A 20,498-nucleotide genomic window follows, 5' to 3' on the forward strand; every position below is an offset into this window, starting at 1 on the left:
GCCGAGCCCAGTGATGGCCCGCCGGGGCGGCGGGCCGGTGGTTCACCGTACGGGGACGCCGAGTTCGCGGCCCTGGTAGAAGCCTTCGCGCTCCTCGAGGACGTAAGGGCTCATGATCTCGCGGCGCCGGTTCTCGGCCTCGGAGCTCCGCCAGGAGTCGCAGGCCTCCTTCGAGTCCCAGAACGACACCCCGGTGATCTCCTGCCCGTCCTCCGACCAGTACGCGTACGCGTGGCGCAGGCCCTCCGGGTACGGGTCCGGGCGCCAGGCCCTCTCGAACTCCTCCAGCGCCCCCGGCCTGATGCGGCGCGTCGTCACCCAGACGAAGTGCTCTCTCATCGCAGCCTCCTCAGCGGCTTTCATTCCACCATAGGCGCCCCGGGCGGCGATATAAGGGAAAATATCGGCGGGAAAGGCTGCGGTTTCCATGCCGCGGCTTGGGATTACCTTGACGATCTCGGGTGACCGACGTCATCATTGATCCAAGCGATGACACGACGCCCGGATTGAGGCCCGCAGAGATGCGGGCCTCAATTCTTTCACAGGTCGGTGGCGATGATTTTCTCGATGTTCCGCTCGGCCAGGGCCGTGATGGTGACGAACGGGTTGACGCTGGTGTTGCCCGGGATCAGCGCCCCGTCGATGACGTACAGGCCGGGGTAGGCGGTCAGCCGCCCGTAATTGTCGGTCGCCTTGTTCAGGACCGCGCCCCCGAGCGGGTGGTACGTCAGATGGTCGCCCCAGATCTTGTAGAGGCCGAACAAATCGGTCCGGTAAATCGTCCCCTCTTTCGCGTTGATTTTGTCGAAAATGGTCTTCGCCATGTCGATGGCCGGTTGTTTCCAGGCCGTCTGCCAGTTCAGCTCCACCTTTCCCGTCGCGGCGTTCCAGGTGAACTGGGCGCGGTTCGGGTTCTTGGTGATGGAGAGATAGAACGACGCGAAGGTCTCGATCCCGGTGGGGAGCGGGGCGATCTCCGCGAAGGCGCCGCCCGCGGCCCAGTTGTCGATGCCGCTGCACGGGATGGACGACTGGAGCGATCCGGTCGGGTCCCAGAGGTGGTTGGCGCGACCGCACATGACGTTGCCGTTGTCGCCCCAGCCCTTGCCGATCTCGCCGTTCAGGTTGGGCAGCGCGCCGGTGGCCTTCAGCCTGACCAGTAACTTGCTGGTGCCGACGCTGCCGGCCGCGAAGAACACCCGGTCCGCGGTCACGGTCTTGGTGGCCGTGGTGTCGCCGCTCGTGTTCAGCTGCTCGATGGTCACCGTGTAGGCGCCGCCGGACGCGGGAACGACCGAGGCCACCCGGTGCAAGGGGGAGACGGTGACCCTGCCGGTGGCCGCGGCCCGGGCGAGGTACGTCTTCTGCAGGGATTTCTTGCCGTAGTTGTTGCCGTAAAGGATCTCGCCGGCCAGGGCCGACTTGGTGACCGTGCCGGCGGCCTCCTGCTTCATGTAGTCCCAGTCGTACACGTCCGGCACGAAGGTGAACGGGAAGCCGGAGCGCTGCGCGTGCTTGCGGCCCACGCGGGCGTACTGGTAGCAGTCGGTGGAGTCGAACCAGGCGGGGTCCACGGTGCCGACGCCGAGGCCGGAGTTCGCGCGGGGGTAGTAGGTGTCGTACATCTCGGCGGGGTTCACCGAGGGGAGGATGGCGGCGAAGTTCTCGCGCTTGGGGGTGACGGCCATGCCGCCGTTCACCAGCGAGCCGCCGCCGACGCCGCGGCCCTGGTAGACGGTGATGCCGCTGAACTCCTCGGCGTCCAGCACGCCGGTGTAGCGGGTGATGTCCCGGTCGATGGGGAAGCCGAGGAAGTAGTTGAGCGGGGCTTTCGTCCGGGTGCGGAGCCAGTAGGAGCGGTTGTCCGGCTGGAGCGTGTTGCAGAAGATCTTGCCGTCGGAGCTGGGGGTGTCCCAGGCCATGCCCATCTCGATCATGTGGACGTCGACACCCGCCTGGGCCAGGCGCAGGGCGGCCACGGAGCCGCCGTACCCGGTGCCGATGACGAGGGCCGGCACGTGGGCCCCGTCGGCGATCGGACCGGCAGCGGCGGCGGCCGGCCGGCCGAGGGCCGCCGCGCCCAGGAGGGACCCGGTCCCGATGAGGAAGCCGCGGCGGGAGAGGTCGGAGGTCGAGGTCTTTCCGGTGCTGCGCATGCGGTCCCTCACTTCTCATAATCGGGGGGTGGGCGATGAGCCGCCGGTCAGCGTGCATGCGGTGTCGAGGCCCAGGACGTGGTTGAGGCGGCCGAACGCCAGCCACGAGCCGAGGCACATGCTCAGCTCCACGATCTCGAGCTGGCTGTAGTGCGCCGTCATCCGAGCCCAGAACTCCTCGTCCAGGCCGTGGTGGTCCAGGGCGTACCGCTCGGCGTACTCGGCCGCCAGGCGGGTGCGGTCGTCGAACGCGTCGGTCGTGCGCCACTGCGTGACCGCGTCGTCGAAGGTGTCCTCGACCTTCTGCCCGTCCCGTTCCGTACGCCAGTCGAGGCAGAAGGCGCACCCGTTGATCTGCGCGATCCGCAGCCGCGCGGCCTCGAACTCGCGCAGTCCGAGGGTCGTGTGGGTGTAGACCGACATCGAGAACTTCGAGGCGGCGATCCCGATGCCGGGGACCATCTCGCCCCACACGTACGAGATCGGGTCCTTGCCTGCGGGAATGTCGATGTTCACGGTCGTTCTCCTCCGAGTCTGCCGGGTCGCAGGGGGACGTCGAGCGCGTCGTACAGACCGGGTCCGGCGTCCGCGAGCCAGTCGATGGCGCCCACCAGGCGGGCGACCGCGGTGGCGTTCCCTCCGGCGGACAGGTTGCCGCCCTCGTCCGTGGCCTCCACCGTGACCTCGATGCGCGGCCGGCCCTCGATGATCACGCGGTGTGCGCCCACGCCGTTCGGAGGCATCGGCCAGTCGGGCGCGCAGGAGGGGTGGATGCGGGTGACGTGCTCGACGACGATGCGGGGCTCGCCCCCGACGACGCCCTGCACCTCGAACCGCACCGCGCCCTGCGTCCCCGCCTCGAACTCGCCCACCGTGGCGTCGAGCGCGCGCCGCTCACAGGTCTCGCGGAGCTCGTCGAGCTCGACGCCGAGCGCCCTGGCCATCAGCCGTACCTGGCCGCCCCACACCATGGTCGGGACGGTCGGCGCGATCATCGGCGGCTCGTAGTCCATCGGCTGGCCCATGCCGACCAGGTAGCGGACGGAGTCGGGCTGGTCGTACGTGGAGTAGTCGAAGATCTCCTGGCAGCGGATCGCGTCGATGGCGGAGCCGAGCCCGCTGACCAGCAACGGCAGCACGTCGTTGCCCCAGCCGGGATCGATGCCCGACACGAACAGCGAGCCGCCGCCCTCGCCGATGGCGGCCAGCACCGGCTCACGCAGCTCGGGCGGGGCGTTGCGCTGGTCGTAGAGCGCGTAGAGGGAGGGGGTGACGACGACGGCTCCGGCTCGGATCGCCCTGGTCACGTCGGCGAGCGCCTCCTGGGGGCGCAGGTCGCCGGAGGCGGCGTAGACCACCGCGCGGGGGCTCGCGCCCAGCACGGCGTCGACGTCGTCGGTGGCGGCGACCCCGAGCTCGTGGCCGAGCCCGCCGAGGTCGCCGGCGTCCTTGCCGACCTTGTCCGGATCGTGGACGAGTACGGCTGTGAGCTTCAGCCCCGGATGGGCCTCGACCGCACGGATGGCCGCGCGGCCGACGTTGCCCGTGCCCCAGACAACCGTGGACATCATGGGCGGAGCGTAGCAAGCGCTTGGTTAGTCGTATAGGGGTCAGCTCCGTACGGCGCACAGCAGGCGGTTGTTCCCCCGCTGCCAGAGCGTGCCGACCTCCGCGAACCCGGCCTCCCGGAGCGCCTCGACGTGATGCGAGAGCAGGTGCGACTCCGAGCCGTGGTGCGAGGCCCCGGCCGTGGTGCGGCGCGCCTCGTTGAGCTCGGCGAAGGCCGGGTCCGCCTCGATCGCGTCCCACCAGGCCCGCCAGTCCTCCGGCGGGTTCGCGCCGAACGCCCGCTCCGTCTCCCTGTCGTGGACCGCGCGCTCAAGGCGGGACAGGGTGGGGGCGGTGTCGTCGGTGTCCATGTGGTCGCCGTTGAGCAGCAGCCCGCCGGGCCGCAGCACGCTCGCCACCTCGCCGTACACGCCCTTGAGGTCGGCGGCGGAGATCCAGTGCAGCGCCGTCGTGCTGATCGCGGCGTCGGCGGGCCCCTCCAGCCCGAGCAGCTCCGTCCAGCCGCCGGTACGCAGGTCCGCCGAGACGAACGTCAGTTGCGGGTACGCGGCCCGCCCGAGCCCGAGCAGCAGCGGGTCGGCGTCCACCGAGATCACCCTCGCCTCGGGCAGGCGGTCGAGCAGCCGGGCCGACAGGGAGCCGGGGCCGCACCCCAGGTCGATCACCACCGGATCCGGCCGGTTCAGCGCCTCCACGGCGTCGATCAGGGCGGTGAAGCGCTCCTCGCGGTCGGGGAGGTAGCCCTCCTGCTGGCGGTCCCAGCGCGCGAGCCACTGCGATGCGGCATCGTGAGTGAGCACGTACGTCTCCTTGTGACTGTCATTTATGCTTTGGGCAGTTACAAGCTAGAACATGAAGGTGTAACCGGTCAATTGGATTACAACAGTCACACGGATGGCGTGGTCAGAACCACGGTGGCCCTCGTCAACGCGCTGACCCCCGGCGAGCAGCGGGGACGCGCTTATCCGGCGCCGAACGCCCCCGGTGTCGCCGCCGCCGAGAGCCTGCGTACGGTCTATCCCGATCACCGCGAGGTCACCGACGCGGAAGGCGCCGAGCTGGCCGAGGTGGCCGCCCGCCTGCGCACGGTCTTCGCCGCCGTGGCCGCCGACGACATCGACGCCGCCGCCACCGAGGTCAACGCACTGCTGGAGGAGAGTCACGCCAGGCCGATGCTGGAGCGGCACGACGGCGAGCCCTGGCACCTGCACTTCCACGGCCCGGGCGGCACGCTGGCGGGCGAGTGGGCGGCGAGCTGTGCCACCGGGCTGGCGATCGTGCTGGGCAGCGAGTTCAGCGACCGCCTGGGGGTCTGCACCGCGCCGCACTGCGACCGGGTCTACGTGGACGTCTCGCGCAACGGCACCCGGAGGTTCTGCTCCACGGCCTGCCAGAACCGCGTCAAGACGGCCGCCTTCCGCGCCAGGAGCCGGGCCGACTGACGGGTGGCAAGCCGGCCCCCTGCTCCAGCTCCCCGGCACGCCGGGGAGCTGGAGCCCGTTCATTGGGCAGTGAGCTGCTCTGCCTCTTCGTGCAGCGCCAGGATCAGGAGCAGCTCAAGCTGGAGCTCCTCCAGATCGGGCGCCGTGAGCCCGTGTAGGACGCGCATGTCGGGCCTCCCTGACCATAAGACGTCCCACACGTCACAACGGTTCACCTGTCAGGTCTCGCTCCTGAACCGTTCCCACGCGGACTGCCGCGTCATGCCGAGCGAGACGCCGATGCGTTCCCAGCTGACGTCCCTGCCGCGAAGGTGGGCCACCCAGTCGCGCAGGTTGTCGTCCACCTGTGCCTGCACGGCGGCGATTTTCGGAAGATGCTCGAGTATTTGCTCCTCTGTCATGGACTCCCACATCGGGAGACGGGGCTCGGTAGAGGTGGCGAGGCGCTCCTGCGCGAGGATTTCATTGCACAGTTCGATGCATTGGTCACAAATGTGCACACCGGGACCGGCAATCATCTTCTTCACCTCCGCGCTCTTCTTGTGGCAGAAAGAGCAGCGGATCTTGTCCTTCCAGTCGTCAGGCATGCCCTGACACTAGCCCGTCAGGACGCACCTGACAACCCCAACTGCTCCTGCAGGATGGCCTGACGCTCTTCGGCGATCTTGCGACAGATCGTCACGTAGGCGTTCAGCACCTTGCCGTACAGCCCGCGCGCCTGTTCGAGCTGGGCGCGCAGCTCCAGGACGCGGCCGGTGTCGCCGCGTTGCTCGGCCTCCGCCAGCAAGGTCCGTGCCTCGTCCACGATCTCCTCGGCGCGCAACCTCGTACGGCGAAGCACGGCGGAGCACTGATGCAGCTCTTCCAAGCGAGCCGCGGAGACGATGAACTCAGCAGAGTGCACGGGCGAGTCGTCCGACGCCCGCCTGCGGAGATCCGATGCCATTTGCCGCCACCTCCCGGTCAAGGTTGCCTAACTGTAGACGCGCAAGCCCCTGGAGAGGATCACCGGGCGAGGTCCGGGGGTGGCTGAATGATCCTGGCGGAGAGGTTTCTATTCCTCGGTAGGAAAACCTCATTCCTGAAACGCATTCGGTCGCAGGATAAATGTGGTACTGCCAGGGCCTATTGGTGGAATGCCGTATATCTCCGTTGGCTGCAAAAGCCGGGGATGAAGACATACGATCGGCCCTCGCGGAGGCCGGGGCTCGTCACATACTGAAGCGATACGGCAGCGCAACGTGACTCTCTCTAGTGGTGGCGGTGGTGGCGATGTCTGCAACGGGGAACGGTGACGACGCGGTCGATGTGAGCGTCGTCATCCCTGCCCACAACTGCCGGGCCTACCTCGACAGATGTCTCACCTCCGCGCTCGTGCAGCGCGTGAAGAAGGAGATCGTCGTCGTCGACGACGGCTCCACCGACGGCAGCGCCGAGCTCCTCGACCTCTACGCCGCCTATCACCGGGCCAGCGTCAAGGTCGTCCACATCGACGGCAGCGGCGGCGCGGGCCGGCCGCGCAACATCGGCATCGAGCACGCCTCCGGCCGGTACGTGTTCTTCTGCGACGCCGACGACTACCTCGGCCCCGAGGCGCTGGAGCGCATGGTCGCCATGGCCGACAGGAACGGCTCCGACATCGTCCTCGGCAAGATCGTCGGCCATGGCAGGCGGGTGCCGACGTCGATGTTCCAGCAGAGCGCCGACCGGGTGACCATCGGCGACAGCAACGTCTACAACAGCCTGTGCTGCTTCAAGCTGTTCAGGAGGGAGTTGCTCGAACGCCACCGCATCAGGTTCGGCGAGGGCATGCTCGTGGGCGAGGACATCCTCTTCACCGTCCACGCCTACTGCCACGCCGGGACCGTCTCCGTCGTGGCCGACTACGACTGCTACCACCTCGTGTCCAGGCCCGACGGCACCAGCATCATGCAGCAGCGCGACAGCAGGGACCCGCTCGCCTGGCTGGCCATGATCAGGGCGCCGATCCGGCTCATGGCCCGGCACGTCGAGCCCGGCCCGCTCCGCGACCACCTGCTGCGCCGGCACTTCAGGCTGGACGTGTTCGCCCAGCTCGGGCAGGTGTTCCTGGAGAGCGACGACGTGCGGCGCAAGGACATCGCGCGGGAGGTGGCCGCCCTGTGCGACGAGTGGTACACCCCCGGCGTCCACGACCTGCTCGACGGCGTCGACAGGCAGCGGGTGGCGGCGCTCGACGACATCGACCGCCTCGTGCGCCTGGCCCGCATCGAGAACGCCGCCGTGCGGCGCAGGCTGACCGGGCTGAGCTGGGACGGCGACACCCTCGTGGTGACGGGGTCGGCCGGGCTCGACGGCATCGGCGGGGACGACGGCCTGGCCGTGGTGCTGCGCGCGCGGCACGACCCGGCCGCCGAGGTGGTCGTCCAGGCCGAGCACAAGGGGGGCGACTTCACCGCGCGGGTGGAAGTGCCCGCGCTCGGCTCGGGGATCTGGGACCTGCGGGTGGCCGTCGAGGTCGAAGGCGTGGTGCGGCTCGGCAGGCTCGGGGCCGAACGCGACAGTGGCGTCAACCGCCCGCCGCCCCGGCTGATCGGCGACGCCGTCGCGCTGCCGTACTTCACCAGGGACAACGGCAACCTCAGCATTGACGTCGGCGGCCACGTGGTCGGGGTTCCCGGCTCGGTGCGGCTCATCAGGACGAGGTGGGCGCTGGGGCACCGGCTGCTCGTCGACGGCGAGGTCCGCGTCGCGGGCGCCGCCCCCGCCGCCTCGGCGGTCAAGCGGGTCGTCTGGCGCGAGCGGCGCAGCGGCCGTGAGCGGGCCGAGCCCGCCGTGGCGCTGCCCGGCGGCGGTTTCGTGGCCAGGCTCGGGGTGGGCTGGCTGCCGCCCGGCACCTGGGACGCGTACCTGGAGCTGGACCTGGGCGGGCCGCCCGCGCGGTTCAGGATCGAGACCGACGCCGAGACGGTGGCGGCGCCGCGCCGGTGGTGGGCCGCGGCCGTGCTCAGGAGCGTGCGGCCGTACGCGACGTCGGGCAAGGGCCGGCTGAGCACCGTGGTGCGGCGGCTCACGGCCAGGATGATCATCAGGAGAATCATGCGCTAATGCCATCCATATGCAGGTGCAAGACGATGTCCTAAAGTAGGACCGTTTGCTCTTGCAGGAGGTGTGCCGTGCACGTACCAGATGGCTTCTTCAATGCGGCGACATCCGTCTCGGCCGGGGTGGTGGCGGCGGCCGGGGTCACCGTCTGCCTGCGCGGCGCCCGGCGCGAGCTCGACGACCGGACCGCTCCCATGGCCGGGCTCGTCGCGGCCTTCATCTTCGCCGTCCAGATGCTCAACTTCCCCGTCGCCGCCGGCACCAGCGGTCACCTGCTGGGCGGTGCGCTGGCCGCGATACTCGTCGGGCCGTACACGGGCGTGCTGTGTATGGCCGTGGTCCTCCTCGTGCAGGGCGTGTTCTTCGCCGACGGCGGGCTGACCGCGCTCGGCATCAACATCACGATCATGGGCATCGTCACCGTGCTGGTCGGCTGGGGAGTCTTCCGGCTGGTGACCGGGCTGTCCAGGGGACGCGTGGCGGTGGCGGCGTTCCTGGCGGCGCTGGTCTCGGTGCCGGCCTCCGCGCTGGCGTTCACGCTGCTGTTCTGGATCGGGGGGACCGCGCCGATCGAGGTGGGCGCGGTGGCGGCGGCCATGGGAGGCGTGCACGTCCTCATCGGCATCGGCGAGGCGCTGATCACGGCCGTGACCGTCAGCGCGGTCCTGGCCGTGCGGCCCGACCTCGTGTACGGCGCCCGCGGCCTGGCCAAACCCCTGGTCCTACGCGGCGCCGAGGGCACGAGCACCACCGTGGGCGGGCAGGAGCCGGCCGCCGCGCCCGGCAGGCTCAAGCCGTTCCTGCTCGGAGGGGTCGGCCTGACGCTGGTCCTGGCCGGGGTGGTGTCGTTCTTCGCCTCGTCCTCGCCCGACGGGCTGGAGGCGGTCGCCGAGAACAAGGGCTTCCTCGGCCAGGCGACCGACCACCTGGTGACGTGGGGGCTGGCCGACTACGGCGAGGTGGGCGGCATCCCCGTCGGCGTGGCCGGGATCATCGGCGTCGGGCTCGTGCTGCTCATCGCCGGGGCCGTGGCGTACGCCGCCCGCGGCCGCGACGCGGCCAAGGTGTGACGCGTGGGCGCGGGGCACCATCACCAGCTCTACCTGCCGGGCGACTCGGTCGTGCACCGGCTGCCGCCGCAGTGCAAGCTGCTGGCCGTCTTCGCCTTCGCGATCGTCGTGGTGGCCACGCCTAGGGAAAGGTTCTGGGCGTTCGCGCTCTACGCCGCCCTGCTGGGGGCCGTGGCGGTGGCCGCGCGGGTGCCGCTGCCGTACGTGCTGCGGCGGATGGTGATCGAGGTGCCCTTCGTGCTGTTCGCCTTCCTCATCCCGGTCATCGGGCTGGGGGATCGGACCACGGTCCTCGGGGTCTCGCTGAGCGTGCCCGGCCTCTGGGCCGCCTGGAACATCCTGGCCAAGGCCACGCTCGGCGTGATCGCCTCCATCCTGCTCGCGGCCACCACCGAGCCGCGGGTGATCCTGATCGGCGCCCAGCGGCTGCGGCTGCCGGCCCTGCTGGTGCAGATCGCCATGTTCATGCTGAGGTACATGGACGTGATCGTGGACGAGATGCGGCGGATGCGGGTGGCCAGGGAGTCGCGCGGGTTCGTGGCGCGTGATCTGCGGCACGTCCCGGTGATCGCCCGGTCCGCCGGGGCGCTGTTCATCCGTTCGTACGAGCGGGGCGAGCGCGTGCATCTGGCCATGCTCAGCAGGGGATACACCGGCACGATGCCGATGATCCAAGATATTTCGGCATCTGTACGTCAATGGGGCATCGCTCTGGCTCTGCCGGCCGCGGCCCTCGCAGTATGGGGACTTTCGTGGTGAACTCTCTCGACGTCCGGCAACTCGCCTACGCCTATCCCGACGGCACGCAGGCGTTGTTCGGCGTGGACCTGTCGATCGGCCGCGGCGAGCGCGTGGCCCTGCTCGGCCCGAACGGCGCCGGCAAGACCACCCTCGTCATGCATCTCAACGGCATTCTCACCCCGGGCCACGGCACTGTCACCGTGGCCGGCACGCCGGTGCGCAAGGACACGCTCAAGGAGGTCAGGCAGCGCGTCGGCCTGGTCTTCCAGGACCCGGACGACCAGCTCTTCATGCCCACGGTCCGGGACGACGTCGCCTTCGGCCCGGCCAACGCGGGCGTGCGGGGCGAGGACCTCAACCGCGTGGTCAAGGACGCCCTGGAGCGGGTCGGCATGCTGGAGGCCATCGACCGGCCGCCGCATCACCTGTCGTTCGGGCAGCGGCGCCGGGTGGCGGTGGCGACCGTGCTGGCCATGGCGCCGGAGATCCTGGTGCTCGACGAGCCCTCCTCCAACCTCGACCCGGCCGCCCGCAGGGAGCTGGCCGAGATCCTGCGCTCGCTCGACGTGACGGTGCTCATGGTCACGCACGACCTTCCGTACGCGCTGGAATTGTGCGAACGTTCGCTGATCCTTTCCGGCGGCGTGATCGCCGCCGACGGGCCCACGCGTGAGCTGCTCTCGGACGCGGAACTGCTGGCCGAGCACCGCCTGGAGCTGCCATACGGATTCGCGATCCCTGCGGTGTGAGGGAATTTATCCGCCTCCCGTCCGCCTCTTCATAGTTTGTGCATGCCCGGGACCCGGGGATGTCGAAGTACAGTGGCTCATCGAGGAGGGGCCAAATGAAGCTGCGGCTTGCGCGACACGCCCTTGGCGATGCCGTGGTGGTGGCCGTTGAGGGAGAGCTCGACCTGTTCACCGCACCGTTCCTGCGCGACGAGGTGCGTGACGCGATCAAGCAGGACAGCGCCAGGCTGGTGCTCGACCTGCAGCAGCTGTCGTTCATGGACTCCAGCGGCCTGTCGGTGCTGATCGAGGCCTGGCGGCTGGCGACGGGCGAGGGCGGCGGCGTGTCCCTGGCGGCGCCCCAGGCGCCCGTGGCGCGCATTCTCCGTACGACGGGGCTGGACCGGCGCATCAAGGTCTATTCCGACGTCGACAGCGCTGTGGGTGAGATTTGACGCCCCCCGAGTAGAACTTCATTCGGTCGGCGGGTTAGGGTCCGGGATATGGACGTGAACGGATCTGCAGCAATCATCTCCGGCGGCGCCAGCGGCCTCGGCGAGGCCACGGCCCGCGAGCTGGCCCGCGCGGGCGCCACGGTCGTCGTCGCCGACCTCAACGAGGAGCGCGGCAAGACCGTCGCCGACGAGATCGGCGGGGTGTTCGTCAAGACCGACGTGTCGGACGACGAGCAGGTGCAGGCCGCCGTGGACGCCGCGGTGGCCACCGGCAAGCCGCTGCGCGTGGTGGTCAACAGCGCCGGCATCGGCTGGGCCGAGCGCACGGTCAACCGTGACGGCAGCCCGCACAACCCGGCCACGTACCGCAAGGTCATCGAGGTCAACCTGATCGGCACGTTCAACCTCATGCGCATCGGCGCCGCGGCGATCGCCAAGACGGAGCCGGCCGACGCGGACGGGCAGCGGGGCGTGGTGATCAACACGGCCTCCGTGGCGGCGCTGGAGGGCCAGACGGGGCAGCTGGCGTACTCCGCCTCCAAGGGCGGCATCGTGGGCATGACGGTGCCCGCGGCGCGCGACCTGGCCGCGATCGGCGTGCGGGTGAACACGATCTGCCCGGGCATCATCGACACGCCCATCTACGGCTTCACGGCGAACTCGGAGGAGTTCAAGGCCAAGCTCGTGGCGCCGGTGGTGTTCCCCAAGCGCATGGGGCGGGCCGACGAGTTCGCGCACCTGGTGCACTCGCTGATCCAGAACGACTACATGAACGCCGAGGTCATCCGCTTCGACGGCGGCATCCGCTTCCAGCCCAAGTGAGGTCTCGTTGTCTGACGAAGTGCTCGTCGAGGAATCCGAGAACGTCGCCGTAATCACGATAAATCGCCCTAAAGCGCGGAATGCCGTGAATGGGGCGGTGGCGCGGGGGATCGCCGAGGCGCTGGACGCGCTCGACGCCCGCCCCGACATTTCCACCTATGTCCTGACCGGTGCCGGTGGCACCTTCTCCGCGGGCATGGACCTCAAGGGGTTCCTGTCCGGCGACTTCCCGGTGGTCGAGGGGCGCGGCTTCGGCGGGCTCGCCGAGTCGCCGCCGAAGAAGCCGCTGGTGGCCGCCGTGGAGGGCTACGCGCTCGCGGGCGGGTTCGAGCTGGCGCTGTCGTGCGACGTCATCGTGGCCTCGTCGGAGGCCAAGTTCGGCCTGCCGGAGCCCAAGCGCGGGCTGGTGGCGGGCGCGGGCGGCGTCATGCGGCTGCCGCGCCGGATCCCGTACCACGTGGCCATGGAGATCGCCCTGACCGGCGACCACTATCCGGCGGCGCGGCTGTACGAGCTCGGGCTGGTCAACCGGATCACCGAGCCGGGGCGGGCGCTGGAGGGCGCGCTGGAGCTGGCTCGCAAGATCGCTGCCAACGCGCCGCTGGCGCTCGCCGCGACCAAGAAGGTGATCATCGAGTCGCAGGACTGGTCGCTGGAGGAGATGTTCGCCAAGCAGGGGGCGATCGTCGGGCCGGTGTTCGGCTCGAAGGACGCCATGGAGGGCGCGGCCGCCTTCGCCGAGAAGCGCGCCCCTCGCTGGACGGGCGAGTAACCGCCCGACGCCAGGCCCCTCACGGGCGGGAGAGCCCACCCCACCGCCCTCCCGCCCGAGCCACCCCACGGCTCCGCCTTTTCGTCACCCTCCCCAAGCGCCGCCGGGGCGGCCCGCTTGCCCTGCCATTCCTCCCCCCAAAGGACCTCAGCCCGCTCCTGCGGATGCCTGCGTGCGGTCAGGGACGGCTTTTAGCGCGTGCATAAGTGTTCCTGGCTACGGTAAAGAAAGAGAAGGCAACGTACCGGGAGAGCGCATGAGCGACTATTCGGGTCACAGGTTCGAGTCGGCCAAGCGTGGCGCCGGGGCGCTCCTGTCCGGTGCGCTGAGCGCGCTCGCCGTCGTGGTCGCCATGCTGGTCGTGATGTGGGTCGTCGAGGGCTTCGACTTCGTGCTGAACGGCAGGCTCGACCGCGAGTTCGGCATCATCGGATGGGAGCCCGACGGCCTGATCGGCATCCTGTTCGCCCCGTTCCTGCACGGCGGCTTCGGCCATCTCATGGCCAACTCGCTGCCGCTGCTGGTCCTCGGCTTCCTGGCCGGCCTGCGTGACCTGCGCAAGTTCCTGTGGGCCAGCGTGCTGATCATCCTCATCGGCGGCTTCGGCACCTGGCTGACCAGCCCCAACGTCTACACGGTCGGCGCCAGCGGCCTGATCTTCGGCTACTTCGGGTACATCCTGGCCCGCGGCCTGTTCGACCGCAGGCTGCTCGACATCGTCATCGCCGCCGGCGTGGGCTTCGCGTACTGGGGGATCCTGGCGGGGCTGCTGCCCAACCAGCAGGGCATCTCCTGGCAGGGCCACCTGTTCGGGCTCATCGGCGGCGTGGTGGCAGGCTGGGTGCTGCGCCGCAAGCGCCGCGAGATCCCGGCGTACTGAGCCTCAGAGATGTGACCGCGTGTGCTCCGCCGGGGAGGTGGACAGCAGGCGGTCGATGTAGGCGAGGCCGATGGCCGAGGCCACGAAGGCCAGGTGCATGATCGTCTGCCACATGATCTTGTCGTTGGGCGTCGACTGAGCCCTGATGAACGTCTGCAGCAGGTGCACCGAGGAGATGCCGATGATGGCCGTGGCCAGCTTGACCTTCAGCACGTTCGCGTTGACGTGGGAGAGCCACTCGGGCTCGTCGGGGTGGTCGTTGAGGTTGATGCGCGAGACGAACGTCTCGTAACCGCCGATGATCACCATGATCAGCAGGTTGGAGATCATCACCACGTCGATCAGCGCCAGGACCGTGAGCATGACCACGACCTCGGGCGACGGCGTCGCCGCGGTGACCGGCGCGGTGTGCAGGAACACCGTCTCGATCAGGTGCCAGAGCTCCAGCGCGAACTGCCAGACGTACACCGCCTGGGCCACGATGAGGCCCAGGTAGAGCGGGACCTGGAGCCAGCGGCTGGCGAACATCAGATAGCCGAGGCTCTTCGGGCGTGAGATTCCCTGGCCGGATCTGACTTTTTCGGGCAACAATGTTTCCTACTAATCGAGCCGGGAGGATTGGGTCAGTTGGCGAACCTGGGGTCCCTGGAACGCGCGATCATGGACGTGCTGTGGGATGCCGGGAAAGCGATGCGCGTCAGGGAGCTGCTGGTCCGGCTCAACGAGGAGCGCGAACTGGCGTACACGACGGTGCAGACCGTGGCCGAGCGGCTGGTGAAGAAGGGCCTGCTCGAACGTACGCCGTACCGCAACGCGTTCCGCTACGCCGCGGTCAAGTCGAGGGACGAGCACGTCGCCGACCTCATGCTCGAAGCGCTCTCGGCCAGCCCCGACAGGTTGCCGGTGCTGGCCAGGTTCGCGCAGGGCGTCGAGGAGGAGGACGCGCTCGCCCTCATGGAAGAGCTGTCACGCCGTCAGAGGCGCTCGACCACGTAGTCGACGCAGACCGTCAGCGCCTCGATGTCGGCCGGGTCGATGGCCGGGAACATCGCCACGCGCAGCTGGTTGCGGCCCAGCTTGCGGTAGGGCTCGGTGTCGACGATGCCGTTGGCGCGCAGCACCTTGGCCACGGCGGCGGCGTCGACGGACTCGGCGAAGTCGATCGTGCCGACCACCTGGGAGCGGAACTCCGGAGCGGCGAACGGCGTGGCGAACGCCGACTTCTCCGCCCACGTGTAGAGGCGCTGGCTGGACTCGGCCGTGCGGGCGGTGGTCCAGGCCAGGCCGCCCTTGGAGTTCATCCAGTCGAGCTGGTCGGCCAGCAGGAACAGCGTGGCCACGGCCGGGGTGTTGTAGGTCTGGTCCTTCGCGGAGTTGTCGATCGCGACCGGCAGGCTGAAGAACTCCGGCACGTAACGGCCGGTCGCGGCGATCTCCTCGACCCTGGCCAGCGCCCGCGGCGACATGATCGCGATCCACAGGCCGCCGTCGGAGGCGAAGCTCTTCTGCGGGGCGAAGTAGTAGACGTCGGTCTCGGCGATGTCGACGGGCAGGCCGCCGGCGCCGGAGGTGGCGTCCACGAGCACCAGCGAGTCATCGGAGCCCACGCGCTTGATGGGCATGGCGACGCCGGTCGAGGTCTCGTTGTGGGTGAGCGCGTAGACGTCCACGCCCTCCTCGGCCACGGCCGTCGGGTAGGTGCCGACCTCGGACTTGATGACGCTCGGCTCGCCCAGCCACGGGGCCTTCTTGGCTACCGTCGCGAACTTCGAGGAGAACTCGCCGAACGACAGGTGCTGCGACCTGTCGCGGATCAGCCCGAAGGCGGCGATGTCCCAGAACGCGGTGGTGCCGCCGTTGCCCAGCACGACCTGGTAGCCCTCGGGCAGCGAGAACAGGTCGGCGAGCCCGGAGCGTACGCGGCCGACCAGGTTCTTGACCGGCTTCTGGCGGTGGGAGGTGCCCATGAGGCTCGCGCCGGAGGCGGCGAGCGCGGCCAGTTGCTCGGTGCGTACCTTCGAGGGCCCGCAGCCGAAGCGGCCGTCGGCGGGCTTGATGTCAGCGGGAATCACGATGTCAGCCACCTGACCAGGGTACTGATCCCGCGGGACTGACAAGGGACCGGGGCGGGATCTGAGAAGAATTCCACAGCCAAAAGATCGCAATGCCGCAGAATGGAGAGATACGGGGACCTGCCATGTTCGTGACGTGAGAGCGACGGTGGCGCCATGCCCTCTGAACAGGATTCGCGAGAGGTGGTGGAGGGTCTGCTGCGGCGGCCCTTCTGGCGCGACCTCCCGCTGCCCGTGCTGGTCGTCACCGGGGCGCGGGCCGGTGTGGCCGCGCAGCTGGCGGAGCGGTTCAAGGGACGCCTGCCGTACGCGAGGCCGGAGAAAAGCGCGAACAAATCGCTGGTCGAGCTCGTGGACGCGCTGGCCGGAGCCAACGGCGCCCTCGGAGGCAACACGGTCGGCAACACCCTGCTGCCCGCGCCACGCTTCCCGCTGACGGAGTTCGTGTTGTGGGCCCGGGCCCAGCGCGACAAGAAGCCGGAGCAGTGGCCGAAGGTCAAGTGGCCGCCATCCCCTGACTCGCGGCCCGGGCAGGAGGAGCTCAAGCATCGCTTCAGCGCCAGGTTCGGGGTGCGCCCCAGCCTGCGGGCCGACAGCCGCAAGCGGTGGGCGGCGGGCGACTTCCTCGTGCGGGCCGCGGTCTTCTTCGTGCCGGTCGCCACTGTGGTCGCCTGGTGGCTGGACACCGGGATCACCGACCTGATCCCGCTGGCGCCCGGCCTGCTCGCATTGCTGCTGGGCGTCGGCGCGATCGCATTACAGGCGGTGCGCTTCATCCGCGGCACGGCCTTCTCCCGGTGGTTCCGCCGCCACCAGTACAAGGACCTGCGGCGCGCCGCCGGCGAGAGCCGCCCCAGGTACGCGCTGCAGCTGATGAGCGCGTCAGAGCCGGAGATCGAGAAGCTGCTGGTCTACGCGATGCTGGAGGACCTGCGCCAGGCGTACCGCAAGTGGCCGCGGATCCCGTGGCCGAGCTGGGGGCGCGGGCTGTACGCGCTGCTGGTGCTCGACGAGGGTGATCCGGTCCACGCGCGGTTCCTGCGGGTTCTCGATGAGGTCCGGTACGAGACGAACATCGTGCCGCCGCTGCTGGTGATCGTCGATGGCCCGGGGCAGCCGGTGCCGCCGCCGGCCGACCGGGAGCCGCGGAGCATCGGCGAGGACGTCGAGGACTGGCGCTCGCGCGTGGCGCTGCGCGGGCCGGAGCCGCGGCTGCGCCTCGCCGGCGACAAGCTGGTGCTGACGGACACCTACAAGCCGCGGCTGAGGGGGGTCAAGGCCCGTGCCGTCGGCTACTGGCTCGCGATGGTGGCGCTGCTGCTGGCCCCGCCGCTGTACGTCTACGGCAGCAACTGGTTCGGCTGCGGCCCCGGCATGACGTGGGCCGAGCAACAGTGCGTCGGCCTGAGCGACAACCTCGCCGAGATCGCCCCCGACCCGTCCCTCATGCCCATCCTCGAGCGGATCAAGCAGCAGAACGAGGCCATCGACACGAGACAGCGGGTCATCACGGTCTTCTATCTCGGCGTGCTCACCACGTCGCACCCGGGCGACGACCAGACGGGCGGCTCGGCCGGCGAACTGTCCGGCATCGCGGCCCGCCAGGGGGCCTACAACCGGCTCGGCAGCTGGCAGATCAAGGTGGAGCTGGCCAACAGCGGGCAGTACTTCCGGCACGCCGAGTTCGCCGCCAGGATGATCAGGCAGCGCGCCGCCGGCGACCCGGACGTGGCCGGCGTGATCGGGCTCGCGTGGAGCAGGACCGAGACGCAGGACGCCATACGAGTGCTCAGCGACGCGCACATCCCGATACTCAGCACCACGAATTCGGCCGACCTGACGCCGCTGGTCTACCACGGCCGTCCCTCGCCGTACTTCTTCCGCATGGCGGCTCCCAACTCCGCGCAGGCGCGGGCGTTCGAGCTGTGGCTCGCGCACGGGCTCCCCGGAGGCAAGCCGGTCGCTCCGCGGCGGGTCGCCGTCCTGGTCGAGCGTGACGCGGAGGACCACGAGCTCTACAGCAGGGACCTCGCGGACGGGCTGGCCAAGGGCCCGTACGCGTCCGCCGGGCAGTACCCGTTCGCCAACCAGGACGAGCTGGCCAGCAAGGTCGATCTGGCCTGCCAGGACGGCGCGGAGGTGCTGCTCTACACCGGCCGGGCCACCTTCCTGAACACCGTCGCCGACACCCGTGAGCACCAGTGCGCGGCCAAGGTGCAGATCCTGGCGGGCGACGACGTCACCGAGAAACTGGCGCAGCTCCTGGTCAAGGAGGACTTCACCAACAAGCCGGCGATCTCGTTCGTGGCGCTCAACGACATGCGACAGGGGCAGGGCGGCAACCGTACCCAGACGGAGATCGAGAACTGGATCGCGAGCGTCAAGGCGACGGGCGTGTCACGCGTGCACGCGTGGATGGGCTACGACGCGCTGCTGGCCGTCACGTCGGCGATCAACAAGATCAAGGCCTCGGACGTCGACGAGTCGGTCAACATCGCCGAGAGCGTCGCGTACAACCTGCGTGGGCTCGGCGTGGGCGGCCTCATCCAGGGTGCGAGCGGGAAGTTCTACTTCTCGGAGGACGCGGAGTCGCACGCCGCGCTCCCTCGGGGGCTCTGGCTGTTCTCCACGGACCCCGCCGCGGGTTCCTCCGACAACGGTCCGGTGCCGCGGGGGAGCTGCACGGTCGACGAAAAGGCCCCGGGCACCGCCGAACTTGAGGTGAAGTGCTCGTTCGGCTGAGGCTCCGGGGCCGATCCCGTCAGTTCTTGCCGGTGACCTCGGCGGCGCCGGGGACGTCGCTCAGGGGACGCGAGGCGGGGCCGACGTAGTTGGCGCTCGGGCGCACGAGGCGGCCCGTGAGCTTCTGCTCCAGGACGTGCGCGGCCCAGCCGGCCGTGCGGGCGCAGGTGAACATCGAGGTGAACATGTGGGAGGGCACCTCGGCGAAGTCCAGGACCACGGCCGCCCAGTATTCGACGTTGGTGGCCAGCACCCGGTCGGGCTTGCGGGCGTGCAGCTCGTCCAGCGCGGCCTGCTCCAGCGCCGCGGCGACCTCGTAGCGGGGGGCGTCGAGCTCCTTGGCGGTGCGGCGGAGCACGCGGGCACGCGGGTCCTCGGCGCGGTAGACGCGGTGCCCGAAGCCCATGAGCCGGTTGCCCTTGTCGAGCTCGCTCTGGACGTACTTCTTGGCGTCGCCGAGCTGCTCGACGCCCTCGATCATGTGCAGGACGCGGGCCGGGGCGCCGCCGTGCAGCGGGCCCGACATGGCGCCGACGGCGCCGGAGAGCGCGGCCGCCACGTCGGCCCCGGTGGAGGCGATGACGCGGGCGGTGAACGTGGAGGCGTTCATGCCGTGCTCGGCGGCGGAGGTCCAGTAAGCGTCGATGGCCTTGACGTGCTTGGGATCAGGCTCACCGCGCCAGCGGATCATGAAACGTTCGACGATGGTCTCGGCCTCGTCGACCCGGCTCTGCGGCACCATGGGCAGGCCGAGGCCGCGCGCGGACTGCGCGACGAAGGAGAGGGCCATGACGGAGGCGCGGGCGAGCTGGTCGCGGGCCTCCTCGTCACTGATGTCGAGCAGGGGCTTGAAGCCGTAGGCCGGAGCCAGCATGGCCAGGGCGCTCTGCACGTCTACGCGGATGTCACCGGAGTGGACAGGGATGGGGTACGGCTCCGCCGGGGGCAGGCCCGGCTGGAACTTGTTGTCGACCAGCAGGCCCCAGACAGCCCCGAACGGGACACGGCCGACCAGTTCCTCAATGTCGACGCCCCGGTATCGAAGGGCGCCCCCTTCTTTGTCCGGTTCCGCGATCTCGGTCTCGAAAGCTACGACGCCTTCGAGCCCGGGTTTGAAGTCGGACATACTCGGCCGCCTCCCTTTCCCTTGCCATGTTTGGGCAATGCCTTGATGTCGAGATACCGGCGGGTCAATTTAACCCCTTCCCAGGTCGTGCTCGGTCTCGGGACCCGCCGTAAGGCCAAACCCGCTGGTGAGGGGGGTTGCATGGGATCTACCACACAAGCGCGCAAGAATACCGTCTCGTGGATGCCACCCCGCGCCCGCCCGTGCTGGCGGGGCTACGCCGAACGTACGAGGGCCGGCCGCTGCTCGAATCCGACCTCGCGTCCGACCCCATGGAGCAGTTCACCTTCTGGCTCCAGGACGCGCTCGAGTCCGGCCTGCCCGAACCCAACGCCATGGTCCTGGCCACCGCCTCGTCCGGCGGCCGCCCGAGCGCCAGGACGGTCCTGCTGAAGGGCTATGACGAACGCGGCTTCGTCTTCTACACCAACTACGAGTCGCGCAAGGGCCGCGACCTGGCCGAGAACCCCCGTGCGTCACTGCTGTTCCCCTGGCATCCGATCCGCCGCCAGGTACGCATCGAGGGCACCGTGACGCGGATCTCCCACGAGGAGTCGGCCGAGTACTACAACTCGCGCCCGTACGGCTCGCGCATCGGCGCCTGGGCGTCGCGGCAGTCGGCCGTCGTGCGGTCAAGGGAGGAACTGGACGAGCGCTACGCCGAGCTGGCCGAACGCTGGCCGGAGAGTCCGCCGGTGCCCGACTTCTGGGGAGGTTTCCGGGTCTATCCGATCGAGATGGAGTTCTGGCAGGGACAACTCGACCGGATGCACGACAGGCTCCGTTATCGGCGGACAAGACCCGGTTGGGCCCTGGAAAGGCTGGCACCTTAATGTTCA

22 protein-coding genes are annotated in these 20,498 nt (G+C 69.5%); 12 read left to right on the forward strand and 10 right to left on the reverse strand.

All coding sequences use genetic code 11. From position 1 onward, the window contains the following. Window positions 1-42: 42 nt before the first annotated feature. From H4W80_RS40085 to H4W80_RS40105, 5 genes are all read right to left on the reverse strand, one after another. Entirely contained in the window at window positions 43-339 is a 297-nt protein-coding gene (locus tag H4W80_RS40085; protein ID WP_192789828.1) for an antibiotic biosynthesis monooxygenase, read from the reverse strand. Between the two features lie 200 nt (window positions 340-539). Beyond that, window positions 540-2,156 carry a GMC oxidoreductase gene (locus tag H4W80_RS40090; RefSeq protein WP_192789829.1) on the reverse strand — a complete coding sequence of 539 codons (1,617 nt, stop codon included), beginning with the start codon at window positions 2,154-2,156 and terminating at the stop codon, window positions 540-542. Window positions 2,157-2,171: 15 nt separating this feature from the next. Next, a complete protein-coding gene (locus H4W80_RS40095) occupies window positions 2,172-2,672 on the reverse strand; it encodes a carboxymuconolactone decarboxylase family protein (RefSeq protein WP_192789830.1) in 501 nt (166 codons plus the stop codon). Further along, window positions 2,669-3,727 carry an NAD(P)H-dependent amine dehydrogenase family protein gene (locus H4W80_RS40100; RefSeq protein ID WP_192789831.1) on the reverse strand — a complete coding sequence of 353 codons (1,059 nt, stop codon included), beginning with the start codon at window positions 3,725-3,727 and terminating at the stop codon, window positions 2,669-2,671. The genes H4W80_RS40095 and H4W80_RS40100 overlap by 4 nt, the downstream gene beginning before the upstream one ends. A gap of 39 nt (window positions 3,728-3,766) precedes the next feature. After that, the gene (locus H4W80_RS40105; protein WP_192789832.1) at window positions 3,767-4,525 is read right to left on the reverse strand and encodes a class I SAM-dependent methyltransferase; all 759 of its coding nucleotides are present in this window, start codon (window positions 4,523-4,525) and stop codon (window positions 3,767-3,769) included. A 99-nt stretch (window positions 4,526-4,624) separates the two neighbouring features. Here H4W80_RS40105 and H4W80_RS40110 point away from each other — a divergent pair, with 99 nt between their 5' ends. After that, window positions 4,625-5,167: a CGNR zinc finger domain-containing protein gene (locus H4W80_RS40110; RefSeq protein ID WP_318787280.1), complete on the forward strand. Its 543-nt coding sequence runs from the start codon at window positions 4,625-4,627 to the stop codon at window positions 5,165-5,167. 218 nt (window positions 5,168-5,385) lie between these two features. Here H4W80_RS40110 and H4W80_RS40115 read toward each other — a convergent pair whose 3' ends face one another. Together H4W80_RS40115 and H4W80_RS40120 are read right to left on the reverse strand one after the other, a co-directional pair. Then, window positions 5,386-5,754: a ClpX C4-type zinc finger protein gene (locus H4W80_RS40115; RefSeq protein WP_192789834.1), complete on the reverse strand. Its 369-nt coding sequence runs from the start codon at window positions 5,752-5,754 to the stop codon at window positions 5,386-5,388. A gap of 17 nt (window positions 5,755-5,771) precedes the next feature. Then, complete coding sequence (locus H4W80_RS40120) at window positions 5,772-6,113, reverse strand: hypothetical protein (protein WP_192789835.1); 342 nt, start codon at window positions 6,111-6,113, stop codon at window positions 5,772-5,774. 326 nt (window positions 6,114-6,439) lie between these two features. On the opposite strand from H4W80_RS40120, the gene H4W80_RS40125 reads away from it, so the two are divergent. The 8 genes from H4W80_RS40125 to H4W80_RS40160 all read left to right on the forward strand — a co-directional run bounded on the left by H4W80_RS40125 (window position 6,440) and on the right by H4W80_RS40160 (window position 13,719). Then, complete coding sequence (locus tag H4W80_RS40125) at window positions 6,440-8,254, forward strand: glycosyltransferase family 2 protein (protein ID WP_192789836.1); 1,815 nt, start codon at window positions 6,440-6,442, stop codon at window positions 8,252-8,254. A 68-nt stretch (window positions 8,255-8,322) separates the two neighbouring features. Continuing rightward, complete coding sequence (locus H4W80_RS63960) at window positions 8,323-9,321, forward strand: energy-coupling factor ABC transporter permease (protein WP_192789837.1); 999 nt, start codon at window positions 8,323-8,325, stop codon at window positions 9,319-9,321. Window positions 9,322-9,324: 3 nt separating this feature from the next. Further along, window positions 9,325-10,080: a cobalt ECF transporter T component CbiQ gene (cbiQ, locus tag H4W80_RS40135; RefSeq protein ID WP_192789838.1), complete on the forward strand. Its 756-nt coding sequence runs from the start codon at window positions 9,325-9,327 to the stop codon at window positions 10,078-10,080. After that, window positions 10,074-10,811, forward strand: coding sequence for an energy-coupling factor ABC transporter ATP-binding protein (locus tag H4W80_RS40140; RefSeq protein ID WP_318787281.1), 738 nt, complete (start codon window positions 10,074-10,076; stop codon window positions 10,809-10,811). Before cbiQ ends, H4W80_RS40140 begins: the two co-directional genes overlap by 7 nt. A gap of 95 nt (window positions 10,812-10,906) precedes the next feature. Continuing rightward, window positions 10,907-11,245: an STAS domain-containing protein gene (locus H4W80_RS40145; RefSeq protein ID WP_101785558.1), complete on the forward strand. Its 339-nt coding sequence runs from the start codon at window positions 10,907-10,909 to the stop codon at window positions 11,243-11,245. A gap of 48 nt (window positions 11,246-11,293) precedes the next feature. Further along, the gene (locus H4W80_RS40150; protein WP_192789840.1) at window positions 11,294-12,067 is read left to right on the forward strand and encodes an SDR family NAD(P)-dependent oxidoreductase; all 774 of its coding nucleotides are present in this window, start codon (window positions 11,294-11,296) and stop codon (window positions 12,065-12,067) included. Between the two features lie 7 nt (window positions 12,068-12,074). After that, window positions 12,075-12,839 (forward strand): crotonase/enoyl-CoA hydratase family protein, encoded by a 765-nt coding sequence (locus H4W80_RS40155; RefSeq protein ID WP_192789841.1) that lies wholly within the window; start codon window positions 12,075-12,077, stop codon window positions 12,837-12,839. Window positions 12,840-13,095: 256 nt separating this feature from the next. After that, window positions 13,096-13,719 carry a rhomboid family intramembrane serine protease gene (locus H4W80_RS40160; RefSeq protein ID WP_192789842.1) on the forward strand — a complete coding sequence of 208 codons (624 nt, stop codon included), beginning with the start codon at window positions 13,096-13,098 and terminating at the stop codon, window positions 13,717-13,719. Window positions 13,720-13,722: 3 nt separating this feature from the next. Here the strand turns inward: H4W80_RS40160 and H4W80_RS40165 are convergent, their stop codons facing one another. Then, window positions 13,723-14,247 carry a TIGR00645 family protein gene (locus H4W80_RS40165; protein WP_192789843.1) on the reverse strand — a complete coding sequence of 175 codons (525 nt, stop codon included), beginning with the start codon at window positions 14,245-14,247 and terminating at the stop codon, window positions 13,723-13,725. Between the two features lie 99 nt (window positions 14,248-14,346). Here H4W80_RS40165 and H4W80_RS40170 point away from each other — a divergent pair, with 99 nt between their 5' ends. After that, the gene (locus H4W80_RS40170; RefSeq protein WP_192789844.1) at window positions 14,347-14,715 is read left to right on the forward strand and encodes a BlaI/MecI/CopY family transcriptional regulator; all 369 of its coding nucleotides are present in this window, start codon (window positions 14,347-14,349) and stop codon (window positions 14,713-14,715) included. On the opposite strand, the gene serC is transcribed toward H4W80_RS40170, so the two are convergent. Beyond that, window positions 14,694-15,803 carry a phosphoserine transaminase gene (gene serC, locus H4W80_RS40175; RefSeq protein ID WP_192789845.1) on the reverse strand — a complete coding sequence of 370 codons (1,110 nt, stop codon included), beginning with the start codon at window positions 15,801-15,803 and terminating at the stop codon, window positions 14,694-14,696. The genes H4W80_RS40170 and serC overlap by 22 nt on opposite strands. A 144-nt stretch (window positions 15,804-15,947) precedes the next feature. Between serC and H4W80_RS40180 the strand changes: the two genes are divergently transcribed. Then, the gene (locus H4W80_RS40180) at window positions 15,948-18,533 is read left to right on the forward strand and encodes an ABC transporter substrate-binding protein (protein WP_192789846.1); all 2,586 of its coding nucleotides are present in this window, start codon (window positions 15,948-15,950) and stop codon (window positions 18,531-18,533) included. A gap of 19 nt (window positions 18,534-18,552) precedes the next feature. Here H4W80_RS40180 and H4W80_RS40185 read toward each other — a convergent pair whose 3' ends face one another. Then, window positions 18,553-19,659, reverse strand: a complete 1,107-nt coding sequence (locus H4W80_RS40185) for a citrate synthase 2 (RefSeq protein WP_192789847.1) — start codon at window positions 19,657-19,659, stop codon at window positions 18,553-18,555. A gap of 179 nt (window positions 19,660-19,838) precedes the next feature. Between H4W80_RS40185 and pdxH the strand changes: the two genes are divergently transcribed. Beyond that, on the forward strand, window positions 19,839-20,492 hold the full coding sequence (gene pdxH / locus H4W80_RS40190; RefSeq protein ID WP_192789848.1) for a pyridoxamine 5'-phosphate oxidase: 654 nt from the start codon (window positions 19,839-19,841) through the stop codon (window positions 20,490-20,492). Window positions 20,493-20,498 lie beyond the last annotated feature (6 nt).

Source organism: Nonomuraea angiospora (assembly GCF_014873145.1).
GTDB classification, from domain to species: Bacteria; Actinomycetota; Actinomycetes; order Streptosporangiales; family Streptosporangiaceae; genus Nonomuraea; species Nonomuraea angiospora.